General features: G+C 63.3%; 22 protein-coding genes and 1 pseudogene. 11 read left to right on the top strand and 12 right to left on the bottom strand.

Annotated features, from left to right (window positions below; all coding sequences use genetic code 11):
- Window positions 1-16 precede the first annotated feature (16 nt).
- From FNZ07_RS17550 to FNZ07_RS17525, 6 genes and pseudogenes are all read right to left on the bottom strand, one after another.
- A complete protein-coding gene (locus FNZ07_RS17550) occupies window positions 17-1,714 on the bottom strand; it encodes a cyclic peptide export ABC transporter (RefSeq protein ID WP_091010429.1) in 1,698 nt (565 codons plus the stop codon).
- A gap of 506 nt (window positions 1,715-2,220) precedes the next feature.
- Window positions 2,221-2,997: pseudogene (locus FNZ07_RS17545) on the bottom strand (YqcI/YcgG family protein); the annotation flags it as partial.
- A 164-nt stretch (window positions 2,998-3,161) separates the two neighbouring features.
- Window positions 3,162-4,598: a cupin domain-containing protein gene (locus FNZ07_RS17540; protein ID WP_091010427.1), complete on the bottom strand. Its 1,437-nt coding sequence runs from the start codon at window positions 4,596-4,598 to the stop codon at window positions 3,162-3,164.
- A gap of 100 nt (window positions 4,599-4,698) precedes the next feature.
- Window positions 4,699-5,667, bottom strand: a complete 969-nt coding sequence (locus FNZ07_RS17535; RefSeq protein WP_091010425.1) for a TauD/TfdA family dioxygenase — start codon at window positions 5,665-5,667, stop codon at window positions 4,699-4,701.
- On the bottom strand, window positions 5,655-6,467 hold the full coding sequence (locus FNZ07_RS17530; RefSeq protein ID WP_091010423.1) for a thioesterase II family protein: 813 nt from the start codon (window positions 6,465-6,467) through the stop codon (window positions 5,655-5,657). The genes FNZ07_RS17535 and FNZ07_RS17530 overlap by 13 nt, the downstream gene beginning before the upstream one ends.
- A gap of 3 nt (window positions 6,468-6,470) precedes the next feature.
- Window positions 6,471-6,716 (bottom strand): MbtH family protein, encoded by a 246-nt coding sequence (locus FNZ07_RS17525; protein WP_091010421.1) that lies wholly within the window; start codon window positions 6,714-6,716, stop codon window positions 6,471-6,473.
- Window positions 6,717-7,116: 400 nt separating this feature from the next.
- Here FNZ07_RS17525 and FNZ07_RS17520 point away from each other — a divergent pair, with 400 nt between their 5' ends.
- Both FNZ07_RS17520 and FNZ07_RS17515 read left to right on the top strand, forming a co-directional pair.
- A complete protein-coding gene (locus FNZ07_RS17520; RefSeq protein WP_091010922.1) occupies window positions 7,117-8,271 on the top strand; it encodes an acyltransferase family protein in 1,155 nt (384 codons plus the stop codon).
- A gap of 498 nt (window positions 8,272-8,769) precedes the next feature.
- The gene (locus FNZ07_RS17515; RefSeq protein WP_091010416.1) at window positions 8,770-9,267 is read left to right on the top strand and encodes a lysozyme inhibitor LprI family protein; all 498 of its coding nucleotides are present in this window, start codon (window positions 8,770-8,772) and stop codon (window positions 9,265-9,267) included.
- A 139-nt stretch (window positions 9,268-9,406) separates the two neighbouring features.
- On the opposite strand, the gene FNZ07_RS17510 is transcribed toward FNZ07_RS17515, so the two are convergent.
- Window positions 9,407-9,997 (bottom strand): BPSL1445 family SYLF domain-containing lipoprotein, encoded by a 591-nt coding sequence (locus tag FNZ07_RS17510; RefSeq protein WP_091010414.1) that lies wholly within the window; start codon window positions 9,995-9,997, stop codon window positions 9,407-9,409.
- 227 nt (window positions 9,998-10,224) lie between these two features.
- On the opposite strand from FNZ07_RS17510, the gene FNZ07_RS17505 reads away from it, so the two are divergent.
- From FNZ07_RS17505 to FNZ07_RS17495, 3 genes are all read left to right on the top strand, one after another.
- Complete coding sequence (locus tag FNZ07_RS17505) at window positions 10,225-10,749, top strand: NUDIX hydrolase (RefSeq protein WP_091010413.1); 525 nt, start codon at window positions 10,225-10,227, stop codon at window positions 10,747-10,749.
- Between the two features lie 329 nt (window positions 10,750-11,078).
- A complete protein-coding gene (locus FNZ07_RS17500) occupies window positions 11,079-11,366 on the top strand; it encodes a hypothetical protein (protein ID WP_091010410.1) in 288 nt (95 codons plus the stop codon).
- Window positions 11,367-11,417: 51 nt separating this feature from the next.
- On the top strand, window positions 11,418-11,651 hold the full coding sequence (locus FNZ07_RS17495) for a DUF6723 family protein (RefSeq protein ID WP_091010408.1): 234 nt from the start codon (window positions 11,418-11,420) through the stop codon (window positions 11,649-11,651).
- Window positions 11,652-11,700: 49 nt separating this feature from the next.
- Here FNZ07_RS17495 and FNZ07_RS17490 read toward each other — a convergent pair whose 3' ends face one another.
- From FNZ07_RS17490 to FNZ07_RS17475, 4 genes are all read right to left on the bottom strand, one after another.
- Window positions 11,701-13,218: an amino acid permease gene (locus FNZ07_RS17490; protein ID WP_091010406.1), complete on the bottom strand. Its 1,518-nt coding sequence runs from the start codon at window positions 13,216-13,218 to the stop codon at window positions 11,701-11,703.
- A 91-nt stretch (window positions 13,219-13,309) separates the two neighbouring features.
- Window positions 13,310-14,749, bottom strand: coding sequence for a gamma-aminobutyraldehyde dehydrogenase (locus tag FNZ07_RS17485; protein ID WP_091010405.1), 1,440 nt, complete (start codon window positions 14,747-14,749; stop codon window positions 13,310-13,312).
- A 291-nt stretch (window positions 14,750-15,040) separates the two neighbouring features.
- Window positions 15,041-15,958, bottom strand: a complete 918-nt coding sequence (locus tag FNZ07_RS17480) for a LysR family transcriptional regulator (protein WP_091010403.1) — start codon at window positions 15,956-15,958, stop codon at window positions 15,041-15,043.
- 103 nt (window positions 15,959-16,061) lie between these two features.
- Window positions 16,062-16,874, bottom strand: coding sequence for an SDR family NAD(P)-dependent oxidoreductase (locus FNZ07_RS17475; protein WP_091010400.1), 813 nt, complete (start codon window positions 16,872-16,874; stop codon window positions 16,062-16,064).
- Window positions 16,875-16,991: 117 nt separating this feature from the next.
- Here FNZ07_RS17475 and FNZ07_RS17470 point away from each other — a divergent pair, with 117 nt between their 5' ends.
- On the top strand, window positions 16,992-17,942 hold the full coding sequence (locus tag FNZ07_RS17470) for a GlxA family transcriptional regulator (RefSeq protein WP_091010398.1): 951 nt from the start codon (window positions 16,992-16,994) through the stop codon (window positions 17,940-17,942).
- Between the two features lie 112 nt (window positions 17,943-18,054).
- On the top strand, window positions 18,055-18,267 hold the full coding sequence (locus FNZ07_RS34545; protein ID WP_091010921.1) for an FmdB family zinc ribbon protein: 213 nt from the start codon (window positions 18,055-18,057) through the stop codon (window positions 18,265-18,267).
- 306 nt (window positions 18,268-18,573) lie between these two features.
- Here the strand turns inward: FNZ07_RS34545 and FNZ07_RS17460 are convergent, their stop codons facing one another.
- The gene (locus FNZ07_RS17460) at window positions 18,574-19,494 is read right to left on the bottom strand and encodes a LysR family transcriptional regulator (RefSeq protein ID WP_091010395.1); all 921 of its coding nucleotides are present in this window, start codon (window positions 19,492-19,494) and stop codon (window positions 18,574-18,576) included.
- Window positions 19,495-19,784: 290 nt separating this feature from the next.
- Between FNZ07_RS17460 and FNZ07_RS17455 the strand changes: the two genes are divergently transcribed.
- The 4 genes from FNZ07_RS17455 to FNZ07_RS17440 all read left to right on the top strand — a co-directional run bounded on the left by FNZ07_RS17455 (window position 19,785) and on the right by FNZ07_RS17440 (window position 22,779).
- Entirely contained in the window at window positions 19,785-20,165 is a 381-nt protein-coding gene (locus tag FNZ07_RS17455) for a VOC family protein (protein ID WP_091010392.1), read from the top strand.
- A gap of 225 nt (window positions 20,166-20,390) precedes the next feature.
- Window positions 20,391-20,768 (top strand): DUF2306 domain-containing protein, encoded by a 378-nt coding sequence (locus FNZ07_RS17450; RefSeq protein ID WP_091010390.1) that lies wholly within the window; start codon window positions 20,391-20,393, stop codon window positions 20,766-20,768.
- Window positions 20,765-21,892, top strand: a complete 1,128-nt coding sequence (locus FNZ07_RS17445; RefSeq protein WP_170275786.1) for a sensor histidine kinase — start codon at window positions 20,765-20,767, stop codon at window positions 21,890-21,892. Before FNZ07_RS17450 ends, FNZ07_RS17445 begins: the two co-directional genes overlap by 4 nt.
- 41 nt (window positions 21,893-21,933) lie before the next feature.
- Window positions 21,934-22,779 carry a LytR/AlgR family response regulator transcription factor gene (locus FNZ07_RS17440; RefSeq protein WP_091010385.1) on the top strand — a complete coding sequence of 282 codons (846 nt, stop codon included), beginning with the start codon at window positions 21,934-21,936 and terminating at the stop codon, window positions 22,777-22,779.

The raw sequence follows: 22,779 nt of genomic DNA, 5'->3' as shown, positions 1-22,779 counted from the left end.
CGTTCGGGTGGGGGCTTCAGGTCGCAGCTTCAGGCGCAGCAAACGCGCCGTGCCCGGCATGCGATTGCGTGGCACCGTGGTGGCCTGCCGCCTGCAGTTCGCTGCCGCTTCCCTGTTCGACCACCTGACCGAAATCGAGCTTGATATAGCGGTCGGCGAGATGGAAGTAGCGGTCGTCGTGGGTGATGACGAGGACCGTCTTGCCCTTCGCCTGCAGTTCGGGCAGCAGGCGCTTGTAGAACACTTCCTTGAACAGCGGGTCCTGGTCGGCGGCCCATTCGTCGAACACGTAGAACGGCCGGTTCTCGAGATACGCGACCAGCAACGCGAGCCGCTTGCGCTGACCTTGCGAGAGATCGATCGTCGAAAACGCGCCGTCCTTCACCGTGACCTTGTGATCGAGCTGCAGCTCCCGCAGCAGTTGCTGCGCGTGCTGATCGAGTCCGTCCACGCGCATGCCGAGCAGGTTGTCGAACAGATAGAAGTCGTTGAACACGACCGAGAAATGCTGACGATAGATGTCGCGATGCGCTTCGTCGACCGGCTTGCCGTTCAGCAGCACCTGCCCGCTTTCCGGCACATACAGGCCGACCAGCATTTTCGCGAGCGTGGTCTTGCCGCTGCCGTTGCCGCCGATCAGATACACGAGTTCGCCAGGACGGAACGCCAGGTTGATCGGGCCGAGCGTGAAGACCTCGTTTTCCTTTTCGCGGAAGTAGCTGTGCGTGGCGCCTTCGAGCGCAATGCTGTCGAATGAAGTGGCCGGTGCGGCGTCGAGCGTCTGTTCGATCGGCAGTTCCGCGTTGACCTGCTCGATGCGCTCGAGTGCCACGCGCGCGGACCCGATGTTCGGAATCGCCGAGAGCACGCCGTCGATCGGCGCAATCATGTAGACGAAGACGATCGCGTAGCCGGACATCACGTGCAGATCGACCGGCACGAAACGCCGCGCAAGCACGAAGATCGTAATGCCGATGAACGCGAACAGCACGAAACTGCCCCAGCTTGCCGCGGCCGCGTACAGCACGTAGCCACGCGTACGCTGCACGCGCACGGCTTCGACGTTGGTCGCGAGCGTGTCGTCGATGAAGGCCTGCTTGCGCGCACGATGCAGCTTCAGTTCCTTTGCACCGTCGAACAGCGCGCGGAAATACTTGACGAGGTCGTCCTCGCGACGCCGCGACGCGCGCAGATGGAACATACCGCGCGCATTCACAAGGCGAAAACCGAGCGCGCCGATGAAGATCGTCACGATAGCGGCAATGAGGATCGGCCACGACAGGTAGCCGAGATACACGAGACAGCCGAGGATCACCGCGCTTTGCATGGCCAGCGTCGGCATGCTCGTGAAGAAAATGACGATCTGGTCGAGATCCTGCGTAAGGATCGCGAGCGACTTCGCCGCACCCTGCTTCTCCAGATGCGGAAACGACGCTTCACCGAGGCGGTGGATCGTGTGCATGCGCAGTGTCGCCTTCGCTTTCTGACCGAGGTACATGAAGAGCGTCGCCGACAGCGTGCGCGTAACGAGCACGACAATCCCGATCACCAGAAACTGCAAACCGAGTCTGGTGATGCTGTCGGCGGGTGCGCTGAGCGCCTGGTTGATCAGCGCCAGCAGTGCCGCGTTGCCGAAGCCGCTGACAAGACTGGTCAGCAGTGCGACCACCAGCACCCAGCGTGAATGGCGGACCAGATACCAGAGCAGGGACATGAAATTCCTTTATGTGCTGCGACTACGTGACGCTAAAAAGCTTCTCAAGAGCGCCAATGGTAACGAAACGATGCGTTCACGACAATGACAATCATTCTTATTTACAGTGACCGTCGAGCCGTGGGGACGCGTTTTTCACGTGACGAAATGACCGCTACGTCCTATTCGTCGTTGTTGCCGTCGTGCCTGTCGAGAGCACCTGCGTGAGGCCGCTCGGCAGCGCGCCGCGCATCGCCATGTTCGAACACACCCGCGCGCTCGCCGGACACCACCGGCCGCCACGACGTGCCGGGTGCGTGGCTCGCCTCGGCTTCGGCGGACTGTTGCGCATGAGCGTGGGCATGCGGGTGCGGATGGGCATGCGGCAGATGCGGCGTGTCGCGGTGGCCATGCAGCGGCTGCGCGGCGTGTGCGGCGTGCGAGGTGTGAACCTGCGGCACCTGTAGCACCGGCTGCGCATGAGGCACGTGCGGAACCTGCGATACCTGCGCCGTCGCAGGAACAACGGCGTCTTTCTGCCTGCGCAAAAACGGACAACGATCGGCGGCAGCGGTGTTGTCGTCGGAGAGGAAGTACTGCTTCCACTCGAGGTTGCCCGGATCGCCGTAGAAGCCGAGGTCCGGATGCGCGGACACGTCATCCCACGTCTCGAGGCGCTTGCGCACCTGGTTGCGCGCCTCGCGGCCGATCACCTTGTTCGTGATCGTATCGACGAACACGCTACGCGGCTGAAACAGCAGCACCATGCCCGGCCCAAGATTGCGGCTGTGCCGCTCGTTGAACGACGGGCATGCGCACACGACGAACATCTGCACGCCCGCGAACGAAAACTCCCAGTCTTCGTGCGACGGTTCGGGCTGGTCCGCGGCGCTCGGGTCCGGGTCGACGTTATGCAGGGTCTGCAGGATGTTCCAGAACAGATCGTGATACGTGTCATGCGTGAGCGGCTGCGCGTCCGGCTCGAAAAACACCGCGATGTTGTTCTTCCGGTACTGCGGCAGCGACGCGAGTTCGGCGAACGTCTGCATCGTCGCGGGCAGCGTGCCGATGTCCTTGCCGTTCACGAACGCGTAGAACATCTCGCCGCGTTTTTCCGCCATCGTGCCGAAGAAACACGGGTACTCCGGATGCATTACCTGTTCGCGCAGCGTCTCGTACGACGCGTCGAGCCACGCGGGCAGCGTCACCGCGGCACCGGTCGCGCGGCCGTCGATGATGCGGCTTTTCCAGTCTTCGGCCACGAAGCCGTCGAAATTCGTCACGCCGACATTGCTTGATTCCATCGTCATCTCTCTCGTTCTCAGCCAACGGTTACGCATGCGCCGCGCGCATGCATAGGGCCCCGCGCACTCGGCTGGGGCAGTCGATACAGCACCTGTGGGGAGAACCGGCGCCTTCTGTCGAGGCGCATCGGAGAGAGGCGGCGTAGCGCCTCGTTCACAAAGCTTCAGGCAGCCGCTTCCGCGGGCTGCTCGAGTTCGGCGACGAGCGCCTGAACCCAGTCGTCCGGAATGATCGGCTGGTGATACGTACATTCGCCCGACACCACCGTCGACCCGTGCAGCCGGCCATCGGGAATCAGCACCATGTCGCCCTGGTTCATCTTCAACTGCATGCCGACGTTGCCCCAGAACAGCATCTCGCCTTCCTGGATCGTGACGAGCCGGTGATCGTTGTGCACGTGCGTCGTCGAACACATTTCGTGCGGCTCGATGAAGGTTTCGCGATCGATGTCGGGACACTCGGCATCGATGCGCGTGCTGATGCGCTGCGCGAATTCGACGTAGCGGCGAATCGACGACAACCAGCGTAGCTGTTCGCCGAGATCCCAGCGGCCGCGCTCCGCCAGTCGCTGTCCGGCAATCGCGCCCTGCACACATTGACCCGACGCGGCCGCGCCGAAGCGCTCGGCGATGCGCCGCTGCGCGTTCGCGAAACGCGCGACCAGTTCGGCCTTGCGTGCGGCGGCATCAGCGGGCTGGCGCGCGGCCGGTTGCAGATGCGCGCACGCCCGTTCCAGCGCGAGACCGAACGCGACCCATTCGGCTTCGGCCGCAAACACCGCGCCGATGAAACCGAACGCGCGGTCCGGCCGGCGCGCGAGCGCATACAGCAGGTTGCATTTCGCCATGCTGGTCGGCAGATAGAACTGCCAGTACGCATGCTGCTGGCGCGTCACGCCACAGGCGGCGGCAACCCGTTCGAGCAGCGCGTCGTCGGGCAGATCGCCCGTGAGCGACGGCCGCTCTTGCGGCGGCAGCATGTCGAAGAAACCGCTCGCCGCGGCCTGCGCGACCGCACGACGCTTCGACAGCGCGAGCGCCCAGCGCTGAACCATGATGAAGCGCAAGCCTTCCTCGAGGTAGTCGTTGCGCATCAGCCGGCCGAAGGTTTCGCTCCAGAACGCGGTTTCGTCGTCGACGATCTGCGCAAGGCGTGCGCTTGCCGACGACACGTCTTCGGTCCCATCGACGCCTTCGGCCAGGTATTCGAACGCATACGCTTCGAGGAACGGCGCGATCTGCGCGCCGAGCACTTTGGTGTCGTCGCGATAGAAGTCGGAGAAGTGCTGCCATTCGGCGGGCTCGCCGCTGCGCGGCAGACGCATCACGTCGAGCTCGTAAATCGACAGCAGGGTGCGGTTCGACGCGAGCGCCGGCAGGCGGCTCACGTTATGCGGCCGCACCGGCTTCATGAACTTCAGGAACTCGAAGTCCTCGGGACGCAGCGGGCGACGATGGTAGTCGTCGTCGAGCAGCAGTTCGTCGACAGTCGCGCTGCGGAACGCATGCGCGGCGGAGAACTGCTTGATGAGCGAGACGTAGTGTTCGCTCTGCCCGTCGAATGGCGAGAAGGCAAAGAGCGGTGGCAGTGATTGCGTCATGATCGGTCGATCCTTTTGCTGGGGTCCTGGCGTAGGAGGCATACGGAAGTGAATGGGGGCGCGGCGCGTACGGCATCCGGGGCGCGTCGCGCGACGGCGGTCAGCCGGTCATCGCGACCAGCACGCGCCGCTTGCCCGAGAACGGCGCGCGGCCATGCGACATCAACATGTTGTCGAGCAGCAGCGCGTCGGCGGGCTGCCAGTCGAACGACAGCATCGTGTCGCGATACACCGCGCGGATTTCGTCGAGCAATGCGAGGTCGATCGGCGTGCCGTCGCCGAAATACGTGTTACGCGGCAGGCGGTCTTCATCGACCACATCGAGCAGGGTTTCGCGCAAAGTCAGCGGCAGATTCGAAATGTGGAACAGATGCGCCTGGTTGAACCAGACCGTTTCGCCCGTCACCGGATGACGCAGCTCCGACTGGCACACCTGCTTCGTGCGCAGCGCGTCGCCGTCGTCGAGCCATTCGAGGTCGATCCGGTGCACGCGGCAATACGCTTCGACCTCGTCGCGATCGTCGGTGCCGAACACCTGCTCCCACGGCAGATCGAGTCCGTTGCCGTAATTGCGCACGTACATCACGCCGCGTTCGGCGAACAGACGCCGCAGCGCGGGATCGAGCCGCTCGTACACCTTGCGGCTATCGGCGATCGGCGTGGCCCCGCCCTGCTCTGCCGCGATTTCGCAGTAGAACCAGATCGTCGCGGGCCACTTGCGCGTGTACGACTGCTCGTTGTGCTGGTCGATCCATTGATCGGCTGGATACTCGGTCGACGAATACACGCCCTTCTCGACACGGCTGCGCGGCGTCGAGCCGAATTCGTACGTAAGCAGCGGCGAGCCGAAACTCGCGACGAAGCGGTCGAGGCCGCCCGCGCCGAGTGCGTCGAAGCCGCGCAGCAACACGCCGCCGTAAACCGGCTTCGCCCGTGCGGCGATGGCGTGGATCTGCGGCAGGCAGGTGTCGAGGCTGATGCGCTCCTTCGCGCTCACCACCAGTACGCGGGTGCCGTTTTGCTCGAGCACGCTTTCGCCGAGCACATCATTGCTGATCAATGCATCCATGCTTCGCCTTTGGTCGGTTGCGCAGGCGTGACGTGAATCGGTGGCGCAAGCGCGCCCGCGAGAGAAGTGGCAACGCACGCGAGGACCCGGTCCGGCGTGTCGTCGAGATAGAAGTGGCCGCCGTCGAACGTGTGCGTCGTGCACGGGCCGCGCGTTTCGTGCGACCAGGCCGCGACGTCGTCGGCATTGGCGGTCGCTCTATCGTCGCGACCGATCAGCACCGACACCGGACAGTCGAGCGGCGCGCGCGCGGCCTGCGCCACATGCCGCGGATGCAGCCCGCACAGATGGAAATCCGCGCGCATCGCCGGCATCACGAGGTCGAGGAAATCGCGGTCGGCGAGCAGCTCGGCGGGCGTGCCGCCGCGCTTGTGCAGCATGTCGACCATGAGGTCGTGCGGCGCATCGATCCAGTGCGTTTCGGTCTTGCGCCGCAGCGGCGCGACCGTGGCGGACGCACCGAACCACACCGGCGAACAGCCGTCACGCTGGCGCAGCGCGTGAATCAGTTCGAGTCCGACGAGCGCGCCCATGCTGTGACCGAATACCGCGAACGGACGCGCCGTATCGACGTGCCCGCGCAGATCCGCGCAGAGCTGGTCGATCAATGCAGGCCATTCGGTATGAGCGGGCAACATGCGGCGGGCGCCGCGGCCCGGCAATTCGAGCGTATGCACGCGCACCGACGACGGCAGACGCCGCTGCCATTCGCGATACAGCGCAATGCTGCCGCCGGCGTGCGCGAGACAGATCAACGTAACGGACGGCGTCACGGCGGACGGTCCAACGGTAACAGTCATCGGTCAGGCCGCCGGCGATCCCGAACGGGCGGCGGGGTTCGCATCGCTCTCGGCCATTGCCTGGCGCAGGCTGAGCGGACGCATGTCAGTCCACACCTCGTCGATCCACGCGAGGCATTCGTCCTTCTTGCCCGACTTGCCCGCTTCGCGCCAGCCGGCCGGGATGGCCTTGTAGTCCGGCCAGATCGAGTACTGCTCTTCGTCGTTGATCACGACGTGAAAATTGGTGTTCTCGTCACCCCAGCTCATTCGAACGCTCCGTAAATGTGCGAAATGCTATGCGAAATAAGTATCATTCAGCTTCTCATCGACTATGCCGCGCGACGGAAACGAGGCGGGCCGGTTAGCCCGGAAAACTCATGCATTCTCATGACCTGCCGCTATGCGGCTTGGTGCAAATGAGAATCATTGTTGTTTAAGACGCGTAAATTAGTGCCGCGCCAGACCTTTGTCAAGGAGTTTCAAGATAAATGGTGACAGGAAAAAGAACCTCGGCGAGTTCGTTCTAGCGCGATGAGAGATATGCCGCGCGGCTTTGAACGGTTATGCGCATTGAGCCCAACGGCGGGCGGAAAGCCGATAAACTCCGGCGCTGGCGTGGTCGATCCGACGACGCCGTGTCCGTTCTTCTTCGATGGCGAACCGCCGCATGAGCAACAACCGACGCAGTCAGCAGATCGACATCACCCGGGGCATCGCCATCCTCGTCGTGCTGTTCCATCACTTCAACATCGCGTACCCGTTGCGCGATACCTGGCTTGCGAGCACCTTCGGCTGGGATGCGGTACGCGCCGTCGCGCGCAACGGCAACTACGGCGTCACCGCGTTCTTCGTCGTGTCGGGTTTCCTGATCACGTCGAATGCGTTGCGTCGCTGGTCGTCGTTGCGCAATGTCGACGCGCGCACGTTTTACACGCTGCGCGCGGCGCGCATCCTGCCCTGCCTCGTACTGTTGCTCGTCACCGTCAACCTGCTCGCGTTCGCGGGCATCGAGATCTTCCAGAACCGGCCCGAGAACGGCGACATGCTGTCGTTCTGGCTCGTGAACTTCGCGTCGCTGACGTTCTGGATGAACGTGCTGATCGCACATCACGGCTGGTTCAACTACGCGCTCGGCGTGCTGTGGTCGCTTTCGGTGGAGGAAGTGTTTTACCTGTCGTTCCCGCTGCTGTGCCTGCTGTTACGCCGCGAGAAAGCGCTGTTCGTGTTCTGGACGCTGATCGTGATCGTCGGGCCGCTGTACCGCTTCGCGCATCGCGGCGACGAGGCGGGTTTTCTCTACGCCTACTTTGCATCGTTCGACGGCATCGCGATTGGCTGCTGTGCCGCGCTGCTCGACGCGCGCATCGTTCTGCAACGCAGTCATGCGTACTTGCTGCGCCTCGTCGCGCTGGTGGGCATGGTGGCGCTGTACCTGTCCGGGCCGATCGGCGAAACCCATGTGTTCGGTGTGACCGCGATGGCGCTCGGCACCGCCGTGCTGATGCTCGGTTCGCTCGACGAGCCGGCTGCTGTGCGCAACCGCCTGGACCCGCGTGTGTGGGCCGCCGCACTGCCTGCCTGGTTTGGGCGCCACAGCTACGAGCTGTACCTGTTCCATCTGATCGCGCTCGGGGCGCTGCGCACCGTCTATCCACCGCACCAGACGGCAGGTAACGACAAGCTGGTTCTGATGGCGCTGTTTTTCGCGCTCGCGGCTGTGCTGGCCGCGGCGATCGCGCGGTTCTATGCGGAGCCGTTGAACCGCTACTTCAGGCGTCGACTGGCCGGGCGGCCTGTCGGTAGCGCTGTGCGCGCGGGATAACGGTCGGCGTCTTTCACACCCGCCTTTCACACCCGCCTTTCACACCCGCCTTTCACACCCGCTTTTCACACCCTTACCCGCGCCCCATTCCTTCCACCCCGCAACACCCCGTAAGCCCCGCCAGACATCCCACGCTGTTCCCCCCATTCCATCGCAGCGGCATAACGATAATTCGATCCGGACGTGATCGAGCGACGCTGCATCGCGCAGCGCTCGACGTATCGAAGGCACTCTCTGCGGGCTTCAGGACATGCGGCGATCCATCGTTGTTTTATTCATCGTTTCCCTGCTGAACATGCAGGGCTGCGCCACGTCCTGGCAGACGTTCCTCGCGGGCAGCGCGGTCGGAGCGGTAGCGGCCGTGAGCAGTATCGCCTGCACCATCACCTGCCACTGACAACGCTGGAGCCACACGTCGATGCCATGCAGAGGCCTCACCCGGCCAGCCGGATCGAATTACTTGAAGCGGCCTTTAAACCCCTAAACGGAGCGATCAGCATGAGGACGAAAACCCTTATCGACACCACCGGGCAAGCACGCCTCGCCCGACATTCTCTCGGCGCCGCGGTGCTGCTGGCGGCGCTGTCGGCGGGCAGCTACGCCACGCTCGCACAGGCGGCGAGCTTTCAGTGCCCGAAGAATGCGTCGAGTTCCGAACGGCTCGTGTGCGGCGACCCGACGCTGTCGTCGCTCGACGACAAACTCGCCACCGTCTATCAACGCGCGAAGGATGCGACACCCGACCGCGATGCGCTCGAAGCGGACCGCGTGAACCAGTGGCAATGGCGTCAGCACAACTGCAAGGACAAGACCTGTGTGGTCAACTGGTACAACCGTCGCATCGGCGAACTCGAAGCCGACCTCAATGAAGGTCAGCAGGCCCAGGTCGTGGCACTAAAGACGAGCGTTGCCGAGCAGGACCTCGACCCGTCCGCGCGGGACGCGATCCTCAAGCTCAAGGCCGCCGACCGCGCCACGCTACACGCACAGCAGTAGGTTTTCAGCGTGCGGTGGGGGCGTCGCCCGCTCCCTCAGCGGTGGTGCGACAGGTGTCGGTGAGCCGGTGTCCTCGTCATCGGAAGCCATGAACCGCCAGCCGCGAGGATCTTCCCTCGCGGTCCCATCGCACGTGTTTTTAGATGACGAGCCGCGAGATCTTGGTCCCTTCGAGCGAGATGCCGGCCATCAGCCCTGCGTTGGTCAACACGAATGCCTCGACCGGACTGGCTGCCGTCGACGTATCGATGTTGCCGTTCGCACCGACCTTCACGACGGCGACCGTCGCATCGGCACCTGCTGCCCAGCCCTGGCTTTGCAGGAAACGATCGAGCGCTTCCTGGTTCATGAACGCGAAGATGATCGCTTTCGACTGCGCGCCGATCTGCAAACCAAACGACCCGCCCACCGTGGTGTAGTAGCTCGTCGTGCGGCCGTCCACGCGCAGCGCGCCCTCGCCGTATTGCCCGCCGATCCAGAAGCCGGCCGCAATCACCGAGGGGAACACGAGCACGCCGCGCGCCTTGCCGATCAGTTCGCGCGAGCCGTTGACCGAGTTGTAGAGACGCGCGAGCGTGGAGTCGATCCCCGTGTTGATCGTCGCGCGCTTCGCGGTGTCTTCGCTCGTGCCGTCGCGCGCGCTCAGCGACGTAGTCGTACAACCCGTCAGCGCAAGCCCGCCCGTTGCAAGAATTGCACTGCTGCCCGCGATGAATTGACGTCGACGCATGGTCTTGTTTCCTTTAATAAAGAGTTATCGCATTGAAGTCTGTTTTCGATTCGTCCGCAACCGGTTGGGTACACTCGGTTTCCCCGATATCATCGATAGCGGAGTATGCGGACTGTGCGTGACTCCGTCGACCCCGTTATGGACCGCGCCATGAGCATGAGGTTCGCGACGTTCAACTACCCGATGCAGGCACAGGAAGTGCAAAGACACCCAACACGCCGGACAAAATGGCAATCAAGCATAGAGCGACGGTGATCTGTCACGAGGCCGGCCATGTGCTGCTGGTCGCGCGGACATTGAGCCGCTGGGCGTTGCCGGGCGGCAGGGTCAAGCCTGGTGAAACGCTGCGCGATGCCGCGCTGCGCGAACTGCGCGAGGAAACGTCGCTGCATGCGACGAACGTGACCTATCTGTTCCAGTTCGGCGGCATCCGCACCCGGCACTACGTGTTTGTTGCGACGCTGCCGGGCGACGCCATCCCGAAGCCCGCCAACGAGATCGAACGCTGCGGCTGGTTTCCGGTCAGCCGCATCGCGTCGCTGCCCGCGAGCGTCTCGACCCGCGGCATCGTCCAGTTGATGGGGCACGCAATGGGACACGCGCACGCGTCGCTCAAACGGCCGCATGAAGGAATGCGGGCCGCCCGACGCCGACTGCGCAAACAGAACGCCGGCACGCTCGGGGCACACGAGCATGCGCCGACAAGGAAGCGCGGCCATGCCGTAAAACGCGGCAAGCAGTCGCTCCGATAAGCAAAACCCGCTCCTGGCCGGGTGGTACACTCCGTGCATCGCTTCGACTTTTACGTCGTATGAGTGTCGATTCCCGCCCTGTCGCGATTGCGCGCGGCACGCCGAAATCCTCTTCCCCTACCCCGTTCATCCCGGTTCGTTTCCAGAGGAAGCGACAGTCCGACAGCCCGGTCTCCTGGCCGCCGATTCAATCCCTGCGCTGCGCGATAGCGGGTTCGTTGCGTAACCCGCGGCACGTGCCGCCTGACCGATCCGTGCGCCGTCCGCCCGCGCCGCCCTGTCAAGCCGCCCGTTCATTGAAGGCGGCAGCGCTAACCCTGGACTTCATCATGAACGACACTGTCAGAACCTACCGAGGTCTCGAGATCCATCCACTCGTCTACCCTCACACGCCGCGCGGCGCGACCGGATCGTATGACTACGCTGCGGGCTTCGACGCCGCCGTGAAGATATGCCGCCGCGGCGACGACGATTCGCAGACCGCGAGCCGTGTGTACCCGATTCCGCAGCAGACACCGTTCTTGTCGGCGGGCGAGGCGCGCAAGGCGTCGACCGCGTACGCCGAGCGGCTGATCGACGGCGAAGTGGACGGGCAATCGGTCCACGACATATGTTGAGGTTCGCGCTGCCCAGCGAAACTCGCCGCGACACCAGAACAGGAGCCGCCCATGCAGCACCGTGAGCGCAGCCGCGACGATTACGCGGTGGCTGCGTCGTACAGACGCACGTCGAGCGGTTCCATTCCGACGCTAAAAGTAATCCGCCTGTCCGACAAACGCGTGATCTATCCGTTTCGCGGCTGCGCGGACATGCCGTTGTGCGCGGACGCGGAAAGCGCAATCAGTTTTGCCGAGACCTACGGGCGGCAACTGGTCGACGGCGACATCGCAGTGCCGGAATGAAACCGCGCTGCCAATGGCAGCGCGTGTCGACAGTCCTCATAGCCTCACTTCAGGACCCCGCTGCCTCGACATCGGCGGGCAGTTCCTCCTTCACTTCAGGCGGCCCCGTAAAGCGCGAGCGCACGCCAAGCCCATACCAGCACACCGCCATCGCCACCACCAGCGCGAAGCTGATATACAGCACCTTCTCGTTAGGCGGCTGGATGCCGACGTACACCAGCACGGCCCCGCCGAGCACCGCTAGCAGCGCCACCGGTTTCGACCAGACGCCGAGATTGAACGGCCCCTTGTGCACCCACGTGCGGCCTTCCGCGCTGAGCCCGGCGGCCACTGGCATCACATACGACACGTAGAGAAACACCGCGCTGCCCGTCGACAGCACCGCGAACGCATCGCCGTACAGCGTCACCGCGATGGCCAGCACCGCCGACACCCAGATCGCCGTGCCCGGCGTGCGATGCGTATCGTTGACGCGACGCAATGCACGCGATGCCGGCAAGCCGCCGTCGCGCGCAAACGCATACATCATGCGCGAACACGAGGTCAGACACGCGAGACCGCACAGGTAGTTCGACAGAAAGATGCCGATGCCGAGCGGCACGCGCAGCCACGTCGGCAGCGTGCCGAGCAGCGCGTTGAAAAAGCCGCCGCCGGCCTTCACGCCTTCCTTGATGTCGGGCATCACCAGCAGGAATGCGCAGACCATGATGTAGCCAAAGAGCGCGGACCAGCCTACCGAGCGCAACATCCCTTTCGGTACATTGCGCGCCGCGTCGTGGGTTTCCTCCGAGGTGTGCGCGGACGCATCGAAGCCGGTGATCGTATAGACGGTCAGCAGCAGACCGGACAGGAACGCCGAGACCATGCCTTCTTTCGGCCACGCACCGCCGTCGAAGCCGGTGTAGTTGGTGAAGTCGACGAGCCGCCCGAAATCGAACGGCGTCTTCGAAAAACCGAGCAGCGCCAGCGTGAGAATCACCGCGATCGCAAAGATCAGATAGCCGGAAATGTCGGTGAGCAGCGTCGTGATCTTGATACCGCTGTGATTGAGCCACGCCTGGCTAAACGTGATCACGGCAATGAAAGCGGTCTGATGCCAGAACGTCAGCGAGTCGGGATTGATGCCGAAGAGCGGCGCCACGAGCGTCTTGAAGAACGGATCGTAGACGCCGAAATTCACCGATGCGACGACGAAGATCAACCCGAGCAGGTTGAACCACGCAGTCGCCCAGCCCCAGCCCTTGTTACCGAGAATCGAGCTCCAGTGATACAGCCCGCCCGCCGTCGGGTACGACGACGCGATCTGCGCCATCGCGGCCGCCACGACGCCGGCAAAGAGAGCGCCAAGCGGCCAGCCGATCCCCACCGATGCGCCGCCCGCCGCACTCAGTGCCTGCGGAAACGCGGTAATACCGCCCGCGAGTATGCAGATGATCGAAAACGAAATCGCGAAATTGGAAAAACCGCCCATCCTGCGCGACAGTTCCTGCTTGTAGCCCATTCTTTGCAGTTGCCTGGCGTCGTGGTCGAGCGCGCCTGGCGCGTCGCCCTGCTGCAGAGGTTCCATGATTTACCTCGTGATCGGTTGGACTACCAAGATGGATGAACCAAAGGCCACTACCACTACCACTACCACTACGTGACCCGGCACTACGGCACTACTCGAACTTCGCCATCACATGACGCGCGCACGTATAGTCTTCGAGCGCATACACCGACATGTCCTTGCCGTAGCCGGAGCGTTTCATGCCGCCGTGCGGCATCTCGCTCACCAGCATGAAATGCGAGTTGATCCAGGTGCAACCGTATTGCAGTTCGGCGGCGACCTTGAACGCGCGGCTCACGTCGCGGGTCCAGACCGAACTGGCGAGACCGAAGTCGGAATCGTTGGCCCAGTCGATCGCCTGCGCGGGGTCGTCGAAGCGCGTCACCGACACGACCGGGCCGAACACTTCGCGCCGCACGATCTCATCGGCCTGTAACGCTCCGGCGATCACCGTGGGTTCGTAGAAGAACCCGCGCGACCCGGCGGCCTTGCCGCCCGCGGTCACTTCGATATGACTCTGGCTCGCCGCACGCTCGACGAAACTCGCGACGCGGCTGCGCTGGCGCTCCGAGATCAGCGGTCCCATCTCCACACCTTCGCTGTGCTGCTCGCCGAAGCGGATCGTGCTCACCGCGCTCGACAGGTCCGCGACGAGCTTCTCGTAGATCTTCGGCCCGGCATACACGCGGCACGCCGCCGTGCAGTCCTGCCCTGCGTTGTAGTAGCCGAACGTGCGCAACCCGTCGACCACCTGCTGCAGATCGGCATCATCGAACACGATGACCGGTGCCTTGCCACCCAGCTCGAGATGCGTGCGCTTCACGGTGCGCGACGCGGCCTCGAGCACTTTCTGTCCCGTCGATACGTCGCCCGTGATCGAGATCATTCGCACGTCCGGCTGCGAGATCAGCGGCGCGCCGACCGTGTCGCCGCGCCCGGTCACGACGTTGACCACGCCCGGCGGAAAGATCGCGGTGATAAGTTCGGCGAGCTTGAGTGTGGTGAGCGGGGTTTGCTCGGACGGCTTCAGCACAACAGTGTTGCCCGCTGCGATGGCTGGGGCGATCTTCCAGGCGGCCATCATCAGTGGGTAGTTCCACGGCGCGATCGAGGCCACCACACCGAGCGGATCGCGTCGCACCATGCTGGTATAACCCGGCAAATATTCACCGGCAAGCTGACCGTGCTGCGTGCGACAGGCTCCTGCAAAGAAGCGAAACACATCGGCGACTGCGGGAATTTCATCGCTGAGTGCGCCGACATACGGCTTGCCGCAGTTCAGCGATTCGAGCCTTGCGAATTCGGTGGCGCGCGCTTCGATTGCGTCAGCGAGCTTGAGCAGCAACGTCGCGCGATCCTTCGGCACGGTCTTCGCCCATGCGGGGAACGCCTGGCGCGCCGCGGCAACCGCTGCCTGCACCTGGTCGATCGATGCTTCGGCCACCCGCGCGATGGTCTCGCCGGTGGCGGGATTCAGGATGTCTTCCAGTTCGCCTTCGCCTGCGATCAGCGCGCCGCCGATCAATAGTCCGGTCTGTTCGAGTTGTTCCATGTGCCTGTCTCTCATGTCGAAGAAAGGAAGGAGCTGCGGCCGGCCGGCTGGCAAAAAACGTGACTGCCATTGCAAAGACGACCGCGAATGGAGCGATTCTAGGATCGCGATTTTTTTGAACGCCAGCCCGAAACGCAGATACGAGTCATCTGGAAAACCGAATTCGCGAAGGCATCCAGCGACATGCTGCGGTTGCAGCAACGCACGGCTTGCGGGATTACCCTCGAAAGCGCCGCAACACGCTGCGCTGTCTTCCGTCAAACAGAATGCAGTACGAGCACTATCGGAAAACTATATGGGGGATTTCGCGTGACTGCGCGTGTATTCGCGGGCGACGACGAGAAAATTCTGTGCCGTCTCGGACTGGGTGAGCCCGCGTCGCCATGCAATGCCGATGTCGATCTTCGGCATGTCCTCGGCGATATCGCGCACTTCGAGGCGATCGCCATCGAGCGACCATGGCCGGTACAGGATGTCCGGCAGGATCGCGAGACCCGCGCCGGTCGCGACCAGACTGCGCACGGCCTCGACCGACGCCGTGCGCATCACGACGTTCGGCTTGAGCCCGGCTGCGCGCCAGTAGGCGGTGGTGTTGTCTTCGAGTTCGTCGACCTTCAGCATGATCATCGCCTCGCTGGCGATGTCGCGCAGCGATACGCTTTCCAGCCTGCGCAGTGCGTGGTTGGCCGGCATCCACAGTCGCCACGCGGCACGGATCAGCGATTCGCTTTCGATTGTCTGAACGTTCTCGATGTTCGACGCGATCAGCACGGCGACATCGAGTTCGCCGTTCACGAGCAGGTGCTCGATATAGCTGCGCTGGTCTTCGGTGACGTTGATCTGTACCTGCGGAAATACGCGCCGGTAGTGATCGAGCAGATACGGCAGAAAGTAGCCGGTCATCATCGTCGTGACGCCGATGTTCAGGCGCCCTACCACCGTATCGGGCCGCGACGACATCGCCTGTTCGGCGTTGCGCACGGCGACGAGGATCTGCTGGGCGTGGCGCAGGAACTGGTGGCCCGCATGCGTGAGCACCATCCCGCGCGCGTGACGCACGAACAGCTGCGTGCCCACTTCGGTCTCCAGACTTTTGATCGCGTCCGTGATGACCGATTGCGAAATGTTCAGCGACTGCGTCGCGCCCGTGATCGATTCGGCTTCGGCGACCGCGATGAAATAGCGCACGCTTCGGAGTGACAGGGACATGGGCGTCGACCGGGGCAACGAAGCGCAAAGTATATCGGAGCCACCGGACTGAACTCCGGTGGCTCCGTCGTGCCTTCGTGTGCTCGTACGGTCACGCCGTCACTTACACACCGTAACGCGCAGCCGGCTTGCTACGCGACAGATTCGGCCCGAGCGCCGCACGCGCCGATTCGAACGCGGTCCAGTCGGCCAGTTCGGGCAGCGACGGAACGGTCGCGAGTTCGCCCTGATCGAAACCGGCGAGTGCCGCGTCGACGAGATCGCCGGCGCTCATCACGATTTCCTGCGGCAGGTTGTCGACCGGGTGGCCTGCCACGTCCCAGAACTCCGTGCGTGTCGCGCCCGGCAATACCGCCTGCACGCGCACGCCCTTGGCGCCGAGTTCGTGATGCAGCGACTGGCTGAACGCGAGCACGAATGCCTTGGTGCCGCCGTAGACGCCGTTGAGTACCTCCGGCGCCACCGCTACGATCGATGCGATGTTGACGATCGCGCCAGCGCCCCGCGCGACGAACTTCGGTGCGACCGCGTAGGTGAGCCGCGTGAGCGCGGTCACGTTCAGATCGATCATCGCTTCCATCTGGTCTGCATCGGACTGGAGCAGCGGCGCGGCGCCGCCGATGCCGGCGTTGTTCACCAGCAATGTGATGCTCGAATCCGTGCGCAGGATTTCCTCGATGCGACGTACGTCCTCGCGCTTGCCGAGATCCGCGGCGACAACTTCGATCGAGCGGCCGGTCGCGTCCGTCAGTCGGCTGGCCAGCGTGTCGAGCCGTTCACGGTTGCGGGCGACCAGGATCAGGTCGTAGCCGCGGCGCGCGAGACGGTCCGCATAGACCGCGCCGATGCCCGATGAAGCGCCGGTGATTAGCGCGGTGCCGGGGTGTTGCGTCGTGTTATCAGTTGTCGTGCTCATGTCTGTTCTCCAGTAGGGCCGACCGGTATCGGTCTGCATGAAACCGAGAATAGAGGCATAATCGAGCGGCACAAATGTCGTAGATGCCTCTTTTTAGGACATCGCTGGAGCAAACCCATGCTGCGTATCGGACTCGTGCTGTATCCCGGCTTTCAGGTGCTGAATCTCTCCGTCACGACGGTGTTCGAGTTCGCCAATATCACCGCCGGCGAAGCGTTCTACGACGTCGTGCTGCTGTCGCCACAGGGCGGCCCGGTGCTGAGTTCGGCGGGCTTTGCGGTGGCGACCCAGGCGTTCGACGACAGCCGCTTCGACACCGTGCTGGTGGTCGGCGACAACGACGTATCCGAGCCGCCACCCGGGCTGACCGCCTTCCTGCAACGGGCGGCGCAAACCTCGCGGCGCATCGGTTCGACCTGCACCGGCGCATTCAACCTGGCGCAAGCGGGTCTGCTCGACGGGAGACGCGCGACGACGCACTGGGCGTTCGCCGCGCAGTTCCGGCGCACCTACCCGGCGGTAAAACTGGAGGAAGACCGCATCTTCATCATCGACGGGCCGGTATGGACCTCGGCGGGCATGACCGCGTGCGTCGATCTCGCGCTCGCGCTCGTCGAAAAGGATATGGGCGCGGAGCTCGCGCGGCTCGTCGCGAAGAAGCTCGTGGTGTATCACCGGCGCGCGGGCGGCCAGTCGCAGTACTCCGCGCTGCTCGATCTCGAACCGCGTTCCGATCGCATCCAGACCGCGCTCGCCTACGCGAAGCAGCATCTGCATACCGAGCTGTCTGTCGAGCAGCTCGCGCAGGCTGCGCATCTGAGTCCGCGGCAGTTCAGCCGGGCGTTTCGCTCGGAGACCGGACAATCGCCGGGGAAAGCGGTCGAGCATCTGCGCATCGAAGCCGCGCGGCTGATGCTCGAATCGGGCCGGCATCCTATCGATGTGATCGCGCGCGACACCGGCTTCGGCGATCGCGAGCGGATGCGGCGTGCGTTTTTGCGTGCGTTCGGTCAGCCTCCGCAGGCTATCCGGCGTGCGTCGCGTACCGAGGATGAGCAACCCGCGTGAACGGTGCGCGCATCACGTGCGCGGTTCACGGAAATTCTCGCGGCTTGCCGATAGAATGTCGGCAGCCATGCGCGTTGCGCGTTGGAAGGGCCGTCGAACCAGTGAGAGCGTGATGCCGATTTACGACTATGAGTGCGCGGATTGCGGTGCCTTCGAGGTGATGCGTCGCATCGCGGAGCGCGATGATCCTGTCGATTGTCCGCAGTGCAGTGGTGCGGTCGAACGTATCCACACCGGTGCGCCGATGCTCGCCTCAAGCGACGGCAACAGCGACGGCGAGGGGGCGTACGGCATGCGACACCGCGCAGGATGCTCGTGCTGCTGACTACGCGAGCACCGCGCGTGGCAGAAATTACCGTTCTCGCAAACACCAGGGCCGCGCTGCAGGGAATCTACTTAATGTAGGGTCCCTATGTTCAGTTATGCCAACTCAGCGGATGATTCATGCCATAAATCAAGCATGAATGACGGGGTAAAAAATGCTGATCGCTTTTCTGATTGCTTCGCCAATTGGTATCCTGGCGCTCGTTGCATTCGCAACGTTCATCGATCCTTCCAGCGGCCATTTCCGCCGCCGATAAATCGCCTGTCCTGGCCGACCGCCGAGGTTTGCCGGCACCCCTCTCTACATTCAGCCGTGCGTCGGTAGCCGTAGATCCGGATTGCGCTGCACGAGCTCGCTAAACCAGTCCGCAAAAGCCCGCAGCCGAGAGCTGAGATTGCGCCGATGCGCGTAAAGAATAGATAGCGGCGTGGAAGGACAGCGATACGACGTCAGGATTTCCCGCAACGCACCTTGCTGGATTAACTCAGCCACCATGAAGCGCGACGGCTGGATAATCCCGTAGCCCTGCACACCGGCACCGATGTACACGTTGCCGTCGTTCACCGCGAGCACACTCTTCATCTGCACCTTGACGCTCTCGCCGTCCACCTCGTACTCGAACGGAAAGGTTCTGCCGCTGCGCGCGGACACGTAGTTCACTGCGCGATGCTGGTCGAGATCGTCGAGCGTCTCCGGTACGCCGTAGCGCTCGAGGTAAGCCGGCGAAGCGCACGTGACGATGCGCGAATCGCCGATGCGCCGTGCAACAAGACTCGATTCTTCGAGCGCACCCATGCGGATCACGCAGTCCACACCGTCCTGGATCAGATCGATGTTGCGGTCCGCGAGACCGAGCCGCACTTCGATGCCCGGATACTTCTGGTAGAAATCGCCGAGCGCGGGCAGCAACAGTACCCGCGCAAGCGTGCCCGATGTATCGACGCGAATCATGCCGGTTGGATTGTCGCGCTTGCTCGAGAGCGACGATTCCGCATCGACCACTTCCGCGAGAATCCGCACGCAGCGTTCATAGAACAGTGCGCCGTCTTCGGTGACGCTGACCTGGCGTGTCGAACGGTTCAGCAGCCGTACGCCGACGTGTTCCTCGAGTGCCTGGATCGTCCGGCTCACTTTCGCGCGCGGCAGGTCGAGCAGTTCGGAAACCTTGGAAAAACTATTCGCCTCGACGACGCGAGTAAAAATCTCCATTGCTTCGAAGCGGTCCATATCTATGCCCTGAAATTCCGGTTAATCACGAGCGTCTCCGGACGATGCGCGCAGGCGGATAGCCGTTGCCGGTCGACGGGGGGTGACAGAGACGTCAAGCTTACACGACGGGAGGGGGTGGATAGAACAGATGGCGTCTGGCTCGTTGGGGTATCCGGACATGGCGCGCACCGCGCGTTTGTCACACTACGATTTCCCCCCATGGCTACCCGTAGCGACGTATGGCAACATCGCGATGCTCTTTAAATCACGTCGGGCCTCGCACAAGCCCATATATCTCAGGAAAACTCATGTTCGACCACGTCAAATTCGGCGTCCGCGATTATCCCGTGAGCAAAGCGTTCTACCTCAAGGCCCTCGCGCCGATCGGCGTAGCAGTGATCGGCGAACGGCATGCGCCGCCGGAATACGGTGTCGAGATGAGCGCACCGGGTGAGTCATCGTTGTGTCTGTACCAGACTACGGAAAAACCGGCGCATCTTCATCTGGCGTTCGTCGCCGAGAATCGCGAGCAGGTCGATGCTTTCTATCGCGCGGCGCTGGAAGCAGGTGGGAAAGACAACGGTGCGCCGGGTCTTCGTCCGCAATACCATGCGAACTACTATGCGGCCTTCGTGTTTGATCCGGACGGGCATAACGTCGAACTGGTTTGCCACAAACCCGGCGCCTAGCCGCTCCATCGAGCGAATTCGGGCGGCTGCTTTGCGCAGCCGCCCGCCAGAAACAACCCTTCGACAGGCGCATGCGAATCGTCGCATATCGTAGCGCGCCCTCGCGGCGCTCTAACCGCCACTGGCGCCGGAATTCGCACGCTTCGTCGCAAGACGCTCGCAGGGAATCGGGCTATCGCACAGACTCCGGCCATCGAGTTATCTCGTCCCGCCAAGGAGTCCAGCATGCCTCCCCCTATCGCCGTGCATCTCGCCGCTGCGACCCTTTCTGTCATACTCGGCGTAGCTGTGCTCGTGCTCGAAAAAGGTACCGCGCGCCACAGGTTGCTGGGCCGCATCTGGGCAATGGCCATGTTCGTCACGGCGCTCAGTTCGTTTGGCATCCGGGTGTTGAATCCCGGCCATTTCTCCTGGACACACGCGCTGTCGCTGCTGACGTTGGTTAGCCTCGCACGTGCAATCTGGGCGATTCGGCGAGGTAACGTTCGCGGCCACAGAGCCGCCATGCGAGGCTTGTTTGTCGGTCTGGCGGTGGCCGGTATCGCGGCTGTAGCCACACCCCACCGTCTGCTGAACGTCATCGTCACTGGATGGATTGCATGACTCCCCGCAGCAACAGCAAGCCGCCAGGTGCATACGTCGATCTACCCGCCCGGCGAAGACAACTACTCGCCGGGTATGCGCGCGAGTTTATGCTGGTCGCAGGCGGCAATGCGTTGATCGCGGCGGGTCTTACTGGAGCCGGCGGTGGCCTTGATTTCGGTGAAAACCTGATCTTCAGCGAAGCGATCGGGCTGTCGATCATGCTGCTGATCCAGCTCGGCCGTTTTCTCCTCCAGCGTCGACACGCACTGACCGCGCCGCGACACGCCGTTCTGACGATCGCAGCGGTCGGTGGCGGCACGGCGATTGGAGTGGGGTTGGCTAGCGCACTGCTGGGCCTCGAGATCAACAAAACGTTTGCCACCCAGGGGCTAGCCATGACTGGCTGGATCGCGCTTGTGGCAACCCTGCTGGCCACCTGGTACGGCTGGTCGCGGGACAGGATCGCCGGTCTGAGTGAACAGGTGGTTCGCACTGCGCTATTGAAGGAAATCGCCGAAAAGAACGCACTGAGCGCCCGTTTGCAGGCATTGCAGGCACAGATCGAACCGCACTTTCTTTTCAACACACTCGCGACGCTCGACAGCCTGATCGCCTCCGATCCGCCCAAGGCAAGAGAGTTGCTAGGTAGCCTCAATCGGCTGCTGCGGGCAACGCTTGAAGCATCGAGAGCCGAGCGCGAAACGCTTGCGGACCAGTTCGCGGTACTCGAATCGATGCTCGGCGTGCAGGCAATACGGCTCGGCTCGAGGCTTTCCTATGTGCTCCATCTTCCTGCCGATTGTGCGAACCTGCAGGTCCCGCCGATGCTCCTGCAGCCGCTCGTCGAGAATGCGCTGAAGCATGGTATTCAGGTCGCGGTAGCCGGCGGCCGGATCGAAGTGCGCGCGATGCGCAGTGAACAACAAGTCGAACTGACCGTGAGCGACACAGGCCGCGGCTTCGGTGTGACTCCGGCCACGCAGGGCTCCGGCGTCGGACTCGCGAATGTACGCGACCGGCTTGCAGCGCTATACGGCGAGCGCGCGTCGCTGGTTCTCAGCGAGAATCTGCCGCACGGCGTCGTCGCCAGGGTCTTGCTTCCCGTAGACGACGATCCACGTAAAGAGGGGATGAATTCATGAGGGCTGGTCGAGCGCGGGCTCCGGCTTCGAACGATAGCGACATGACGCGCCCGGCTGCTGCATCCGACGCGCCGAGCGCGCTGATCGCCGAAGACGAACCGCTGGTAGCAGCCGCGCTTCAGCGGGAACTGGAGGCGGCCTGGCCCGAGTTGGAGATCGTCGCGACAGTCGGCAACGGCGAGGATGCAATCGAGCGAATCGTCGCATTGCGGCCAGACGTCGCGTTTCTTGACATCTCGATGCCTGGCGCAACGGGTCTCGACGTCGCGCGTGCGTGCGCAGCGCTCGCGGCGCCGCCGCAGATCGTATTCGTGACCGCCTACGACAAATATGCGCTCGCCGCATTCGACGCTGCGGCCATCGACTATCTTCTGAAGCCCGTCGATACCGCGCGGCTGACGCGCACTATCGAGCGGTTAAAGACGCAACTTCGGCACCCGGCATCAGCAGAAACATCCGGCGTCAACGTTCAGGCGGACCTGCAGCGCCTGCTCGGGCAACTTGAGCGGATTACGCTAAACCTCGACGGGAAGAAACGCACACAGGACGACGGCCACGGTGCACCGCTACGCTACCTGCGCGCATCCAGCGGCAACGACGTCCGGATGGTCCCGGTAGAGGATGTATTGTTTTTCGAAGCAGCGGACAAGTACGTCGTCGTCACGACGCGCAGCGGCGAGTTGCTGATCCGTTCGAGTCTCAAGGAACTGTGTACGCAACTCGATCCCGAGCGCTTCTGGCAGGTACACCGCGGCACCGTGGTGAATGTCGATCAGGTGGAGAGTGCGTCCGTCAGCGCGCTGGGGAAGACATCGTTGAAACTGCGTGGTCGTGGCGAAGCAATCGCGGTGAGCAGGCAATACGCACACCTGTTCCGGCAAATGTGA

The organism is Paraburkholderia megapolitana, from assembly GCF_007556815.1.
Taxonomy (GTDB): domain Bacteria; phylum Pseudomonadota; class Gammaproteobacteria; order Burkholderiales; family Burkholderiaceae; genus Paraburkholderia; species Paraburkholderia megapolitana.
This window is presented reverse-complemented; position numbering and strand designations above follow the sequence as displayed.

Excerpts from the sequence above, each read along its gene's own strand:
- FNZ07_RS17550 (WP_091010429.1), bottom strand. The coding sequence starts at position 1,714 with ATGTCCCTGCTCTGGTATCTGGTCCGCCATTCACGCTGGGTGCTGGTG.
- FNZ07_RS17540 (WP_091010427.1), bottom strand. The coding sequence starts at position 4,598 with ATGACGCAATCACTGCCACCGCTCTTTGCCTTCTCGCCATTCGACGGG.
- FNZ07_RS17535 (WP_091010425.1), bottom strand. The coding sequence starts at position 5,667 with ATGGATGCATTGATCAGCAATGATGTGCTCGGCGAAAGCGTGCTCGAG.
- FNZ07_RS17530 (WP_091010423.1), bottom strand. The coding sequence starts at position 6,467 with ATGACTGTTACCGTTGGACCGTCCGCCGTGACGCCGTCCGTTACGTTG.
- FNZ07_RS17525 (WP_091010421.1), bottom strand. The coding sequence starts at position 6,716 with ATGAGCTGGGGTGACGAGAACACCAATTTTCACGTCGTGATCAACGAC.
- FNZ07_RS17520 (WP_091010922.1), top strand. The coding sequence starts at position 7,117 with ATGAGCAACAACCGACGCAGTCAGCAGATCGACATCACCCGGGGCATC.
- FNZ07_RS17515 (WP_091010416.1), top strand. The coding sequence starts at position 8,770 with ATGAGGACGAAAACCCTTATCGACACCACCGGGCAAGCACGCCTCGCC.
- FNZ07_RS17510 (WP_091010414.1), bottom strand. The coding sequence starts at position 9,997 with ATGCGTCGACGTCAATTCATCGCGGGCAGCAGTGCAATTCTTGCAACG.
- FNZ07_RS17505 (WP_091010413.1), top strand. The coding sequence starts at position 10,225 with ATGGCAATCAAGCATAGAGCGACGGTGATCTGTCACGAGGCCGGCCAT.
- FNZ07_RS17500 (WP_091010410.1), top strand. The coding sequence starts at position 11,079 with ATGAACGACACTGTCAGAACCTACCGAGGTCTCGAGATCCATCCACTC.
- FNZ07_RS17495 (WP_091010408.1), top strand. The coding sequence starts at position 11,418 with ATGCAGCACCGTGAGCGCAGCCGCGACGATTACGCGGTGGCTGCGTCG.
- FNZ07_RS17490 (WP_091010406.1), bottom strand. The coding sequence starts at position 13,218 with ATGGAACCTCTGCAGCAGGGCGACGCGCCAGGCGCGCTCGACCACGAC.
- FNZ07_RS17485 (WP_091010405.1), bottom strand. The coding sequence starts at position 14,749 with ATGGAACAACTCGAACAGACCGGACTATTGATCGGCGGCGCGCTGATC.
- FNZ07_RS17480 (WP_091010403.1), bottom strand. The coding sequence starts at position 15,958 with ATGTCCCTGTCACTCCGAAGCGTGCGCTATTTCATCGCGGTCGCCGAA.
- FNZ07_RS17475 (WP_091010400.1), bottom strand. The coding sequence starts at position 16,874 with ATGAGCACGACAACTGATAACACGACGCAACACCCCGGCACCGCGCTA.
- FNZ07_RS17470 (WP_091010398.1), top strand. The coding sequence starts at position 16,992 with ATGCTGCGTATCGGACTCGTGCTGTATCCCGGCTTTCAGGTGCTGAAT.
- FNZ07_RS34545 (WP_091010921.1), top strand. The coding sequence starts at position 18,055 with ATGCCGATTTACGACTATGAGTGCGCGGATTGCGGTGCCTTCGAGGTG.
- FNZ07_RS17460 (WP_091010395.1), bottom strand. The coding sequence starts at position 19,494 with ATGGACCGCTTCGAAGCAATGGAGATTTTTACTCGCGTCGTCGAGGCG.
- FNZ07_RS17455 (WP_091010392.1), top strand. The coding sequence starts at position 19,785 with ATGTTCGACCACGTCAAATTCGGCGTCCGCGATTATCCCGTGAGCAAA.
- FNZ07_RS17450 (WP_091010390.1), top strand. The coding sequence starts at position 20,391 with ATGCCTCCCCCTATCGCCGTGCATCTCGCCGCTGCGACCCTTTCTGTC.
- FNZ07_RS17445 (WP_170275786.1), top strand. The coding sequence starts at position 20,765 with ATGACTCCCCGCAGCAACAGCAAGCCGCCAGGTGCATACGTCGATCTA.
- FNZ07_RS17440 (WP_091010385.1), top strand. The coding sequence starts at position 21,934 with ATGACGCGCCCGGCTGCTGCATCCGACGCGCCGAGCGCGCTGATCGCC.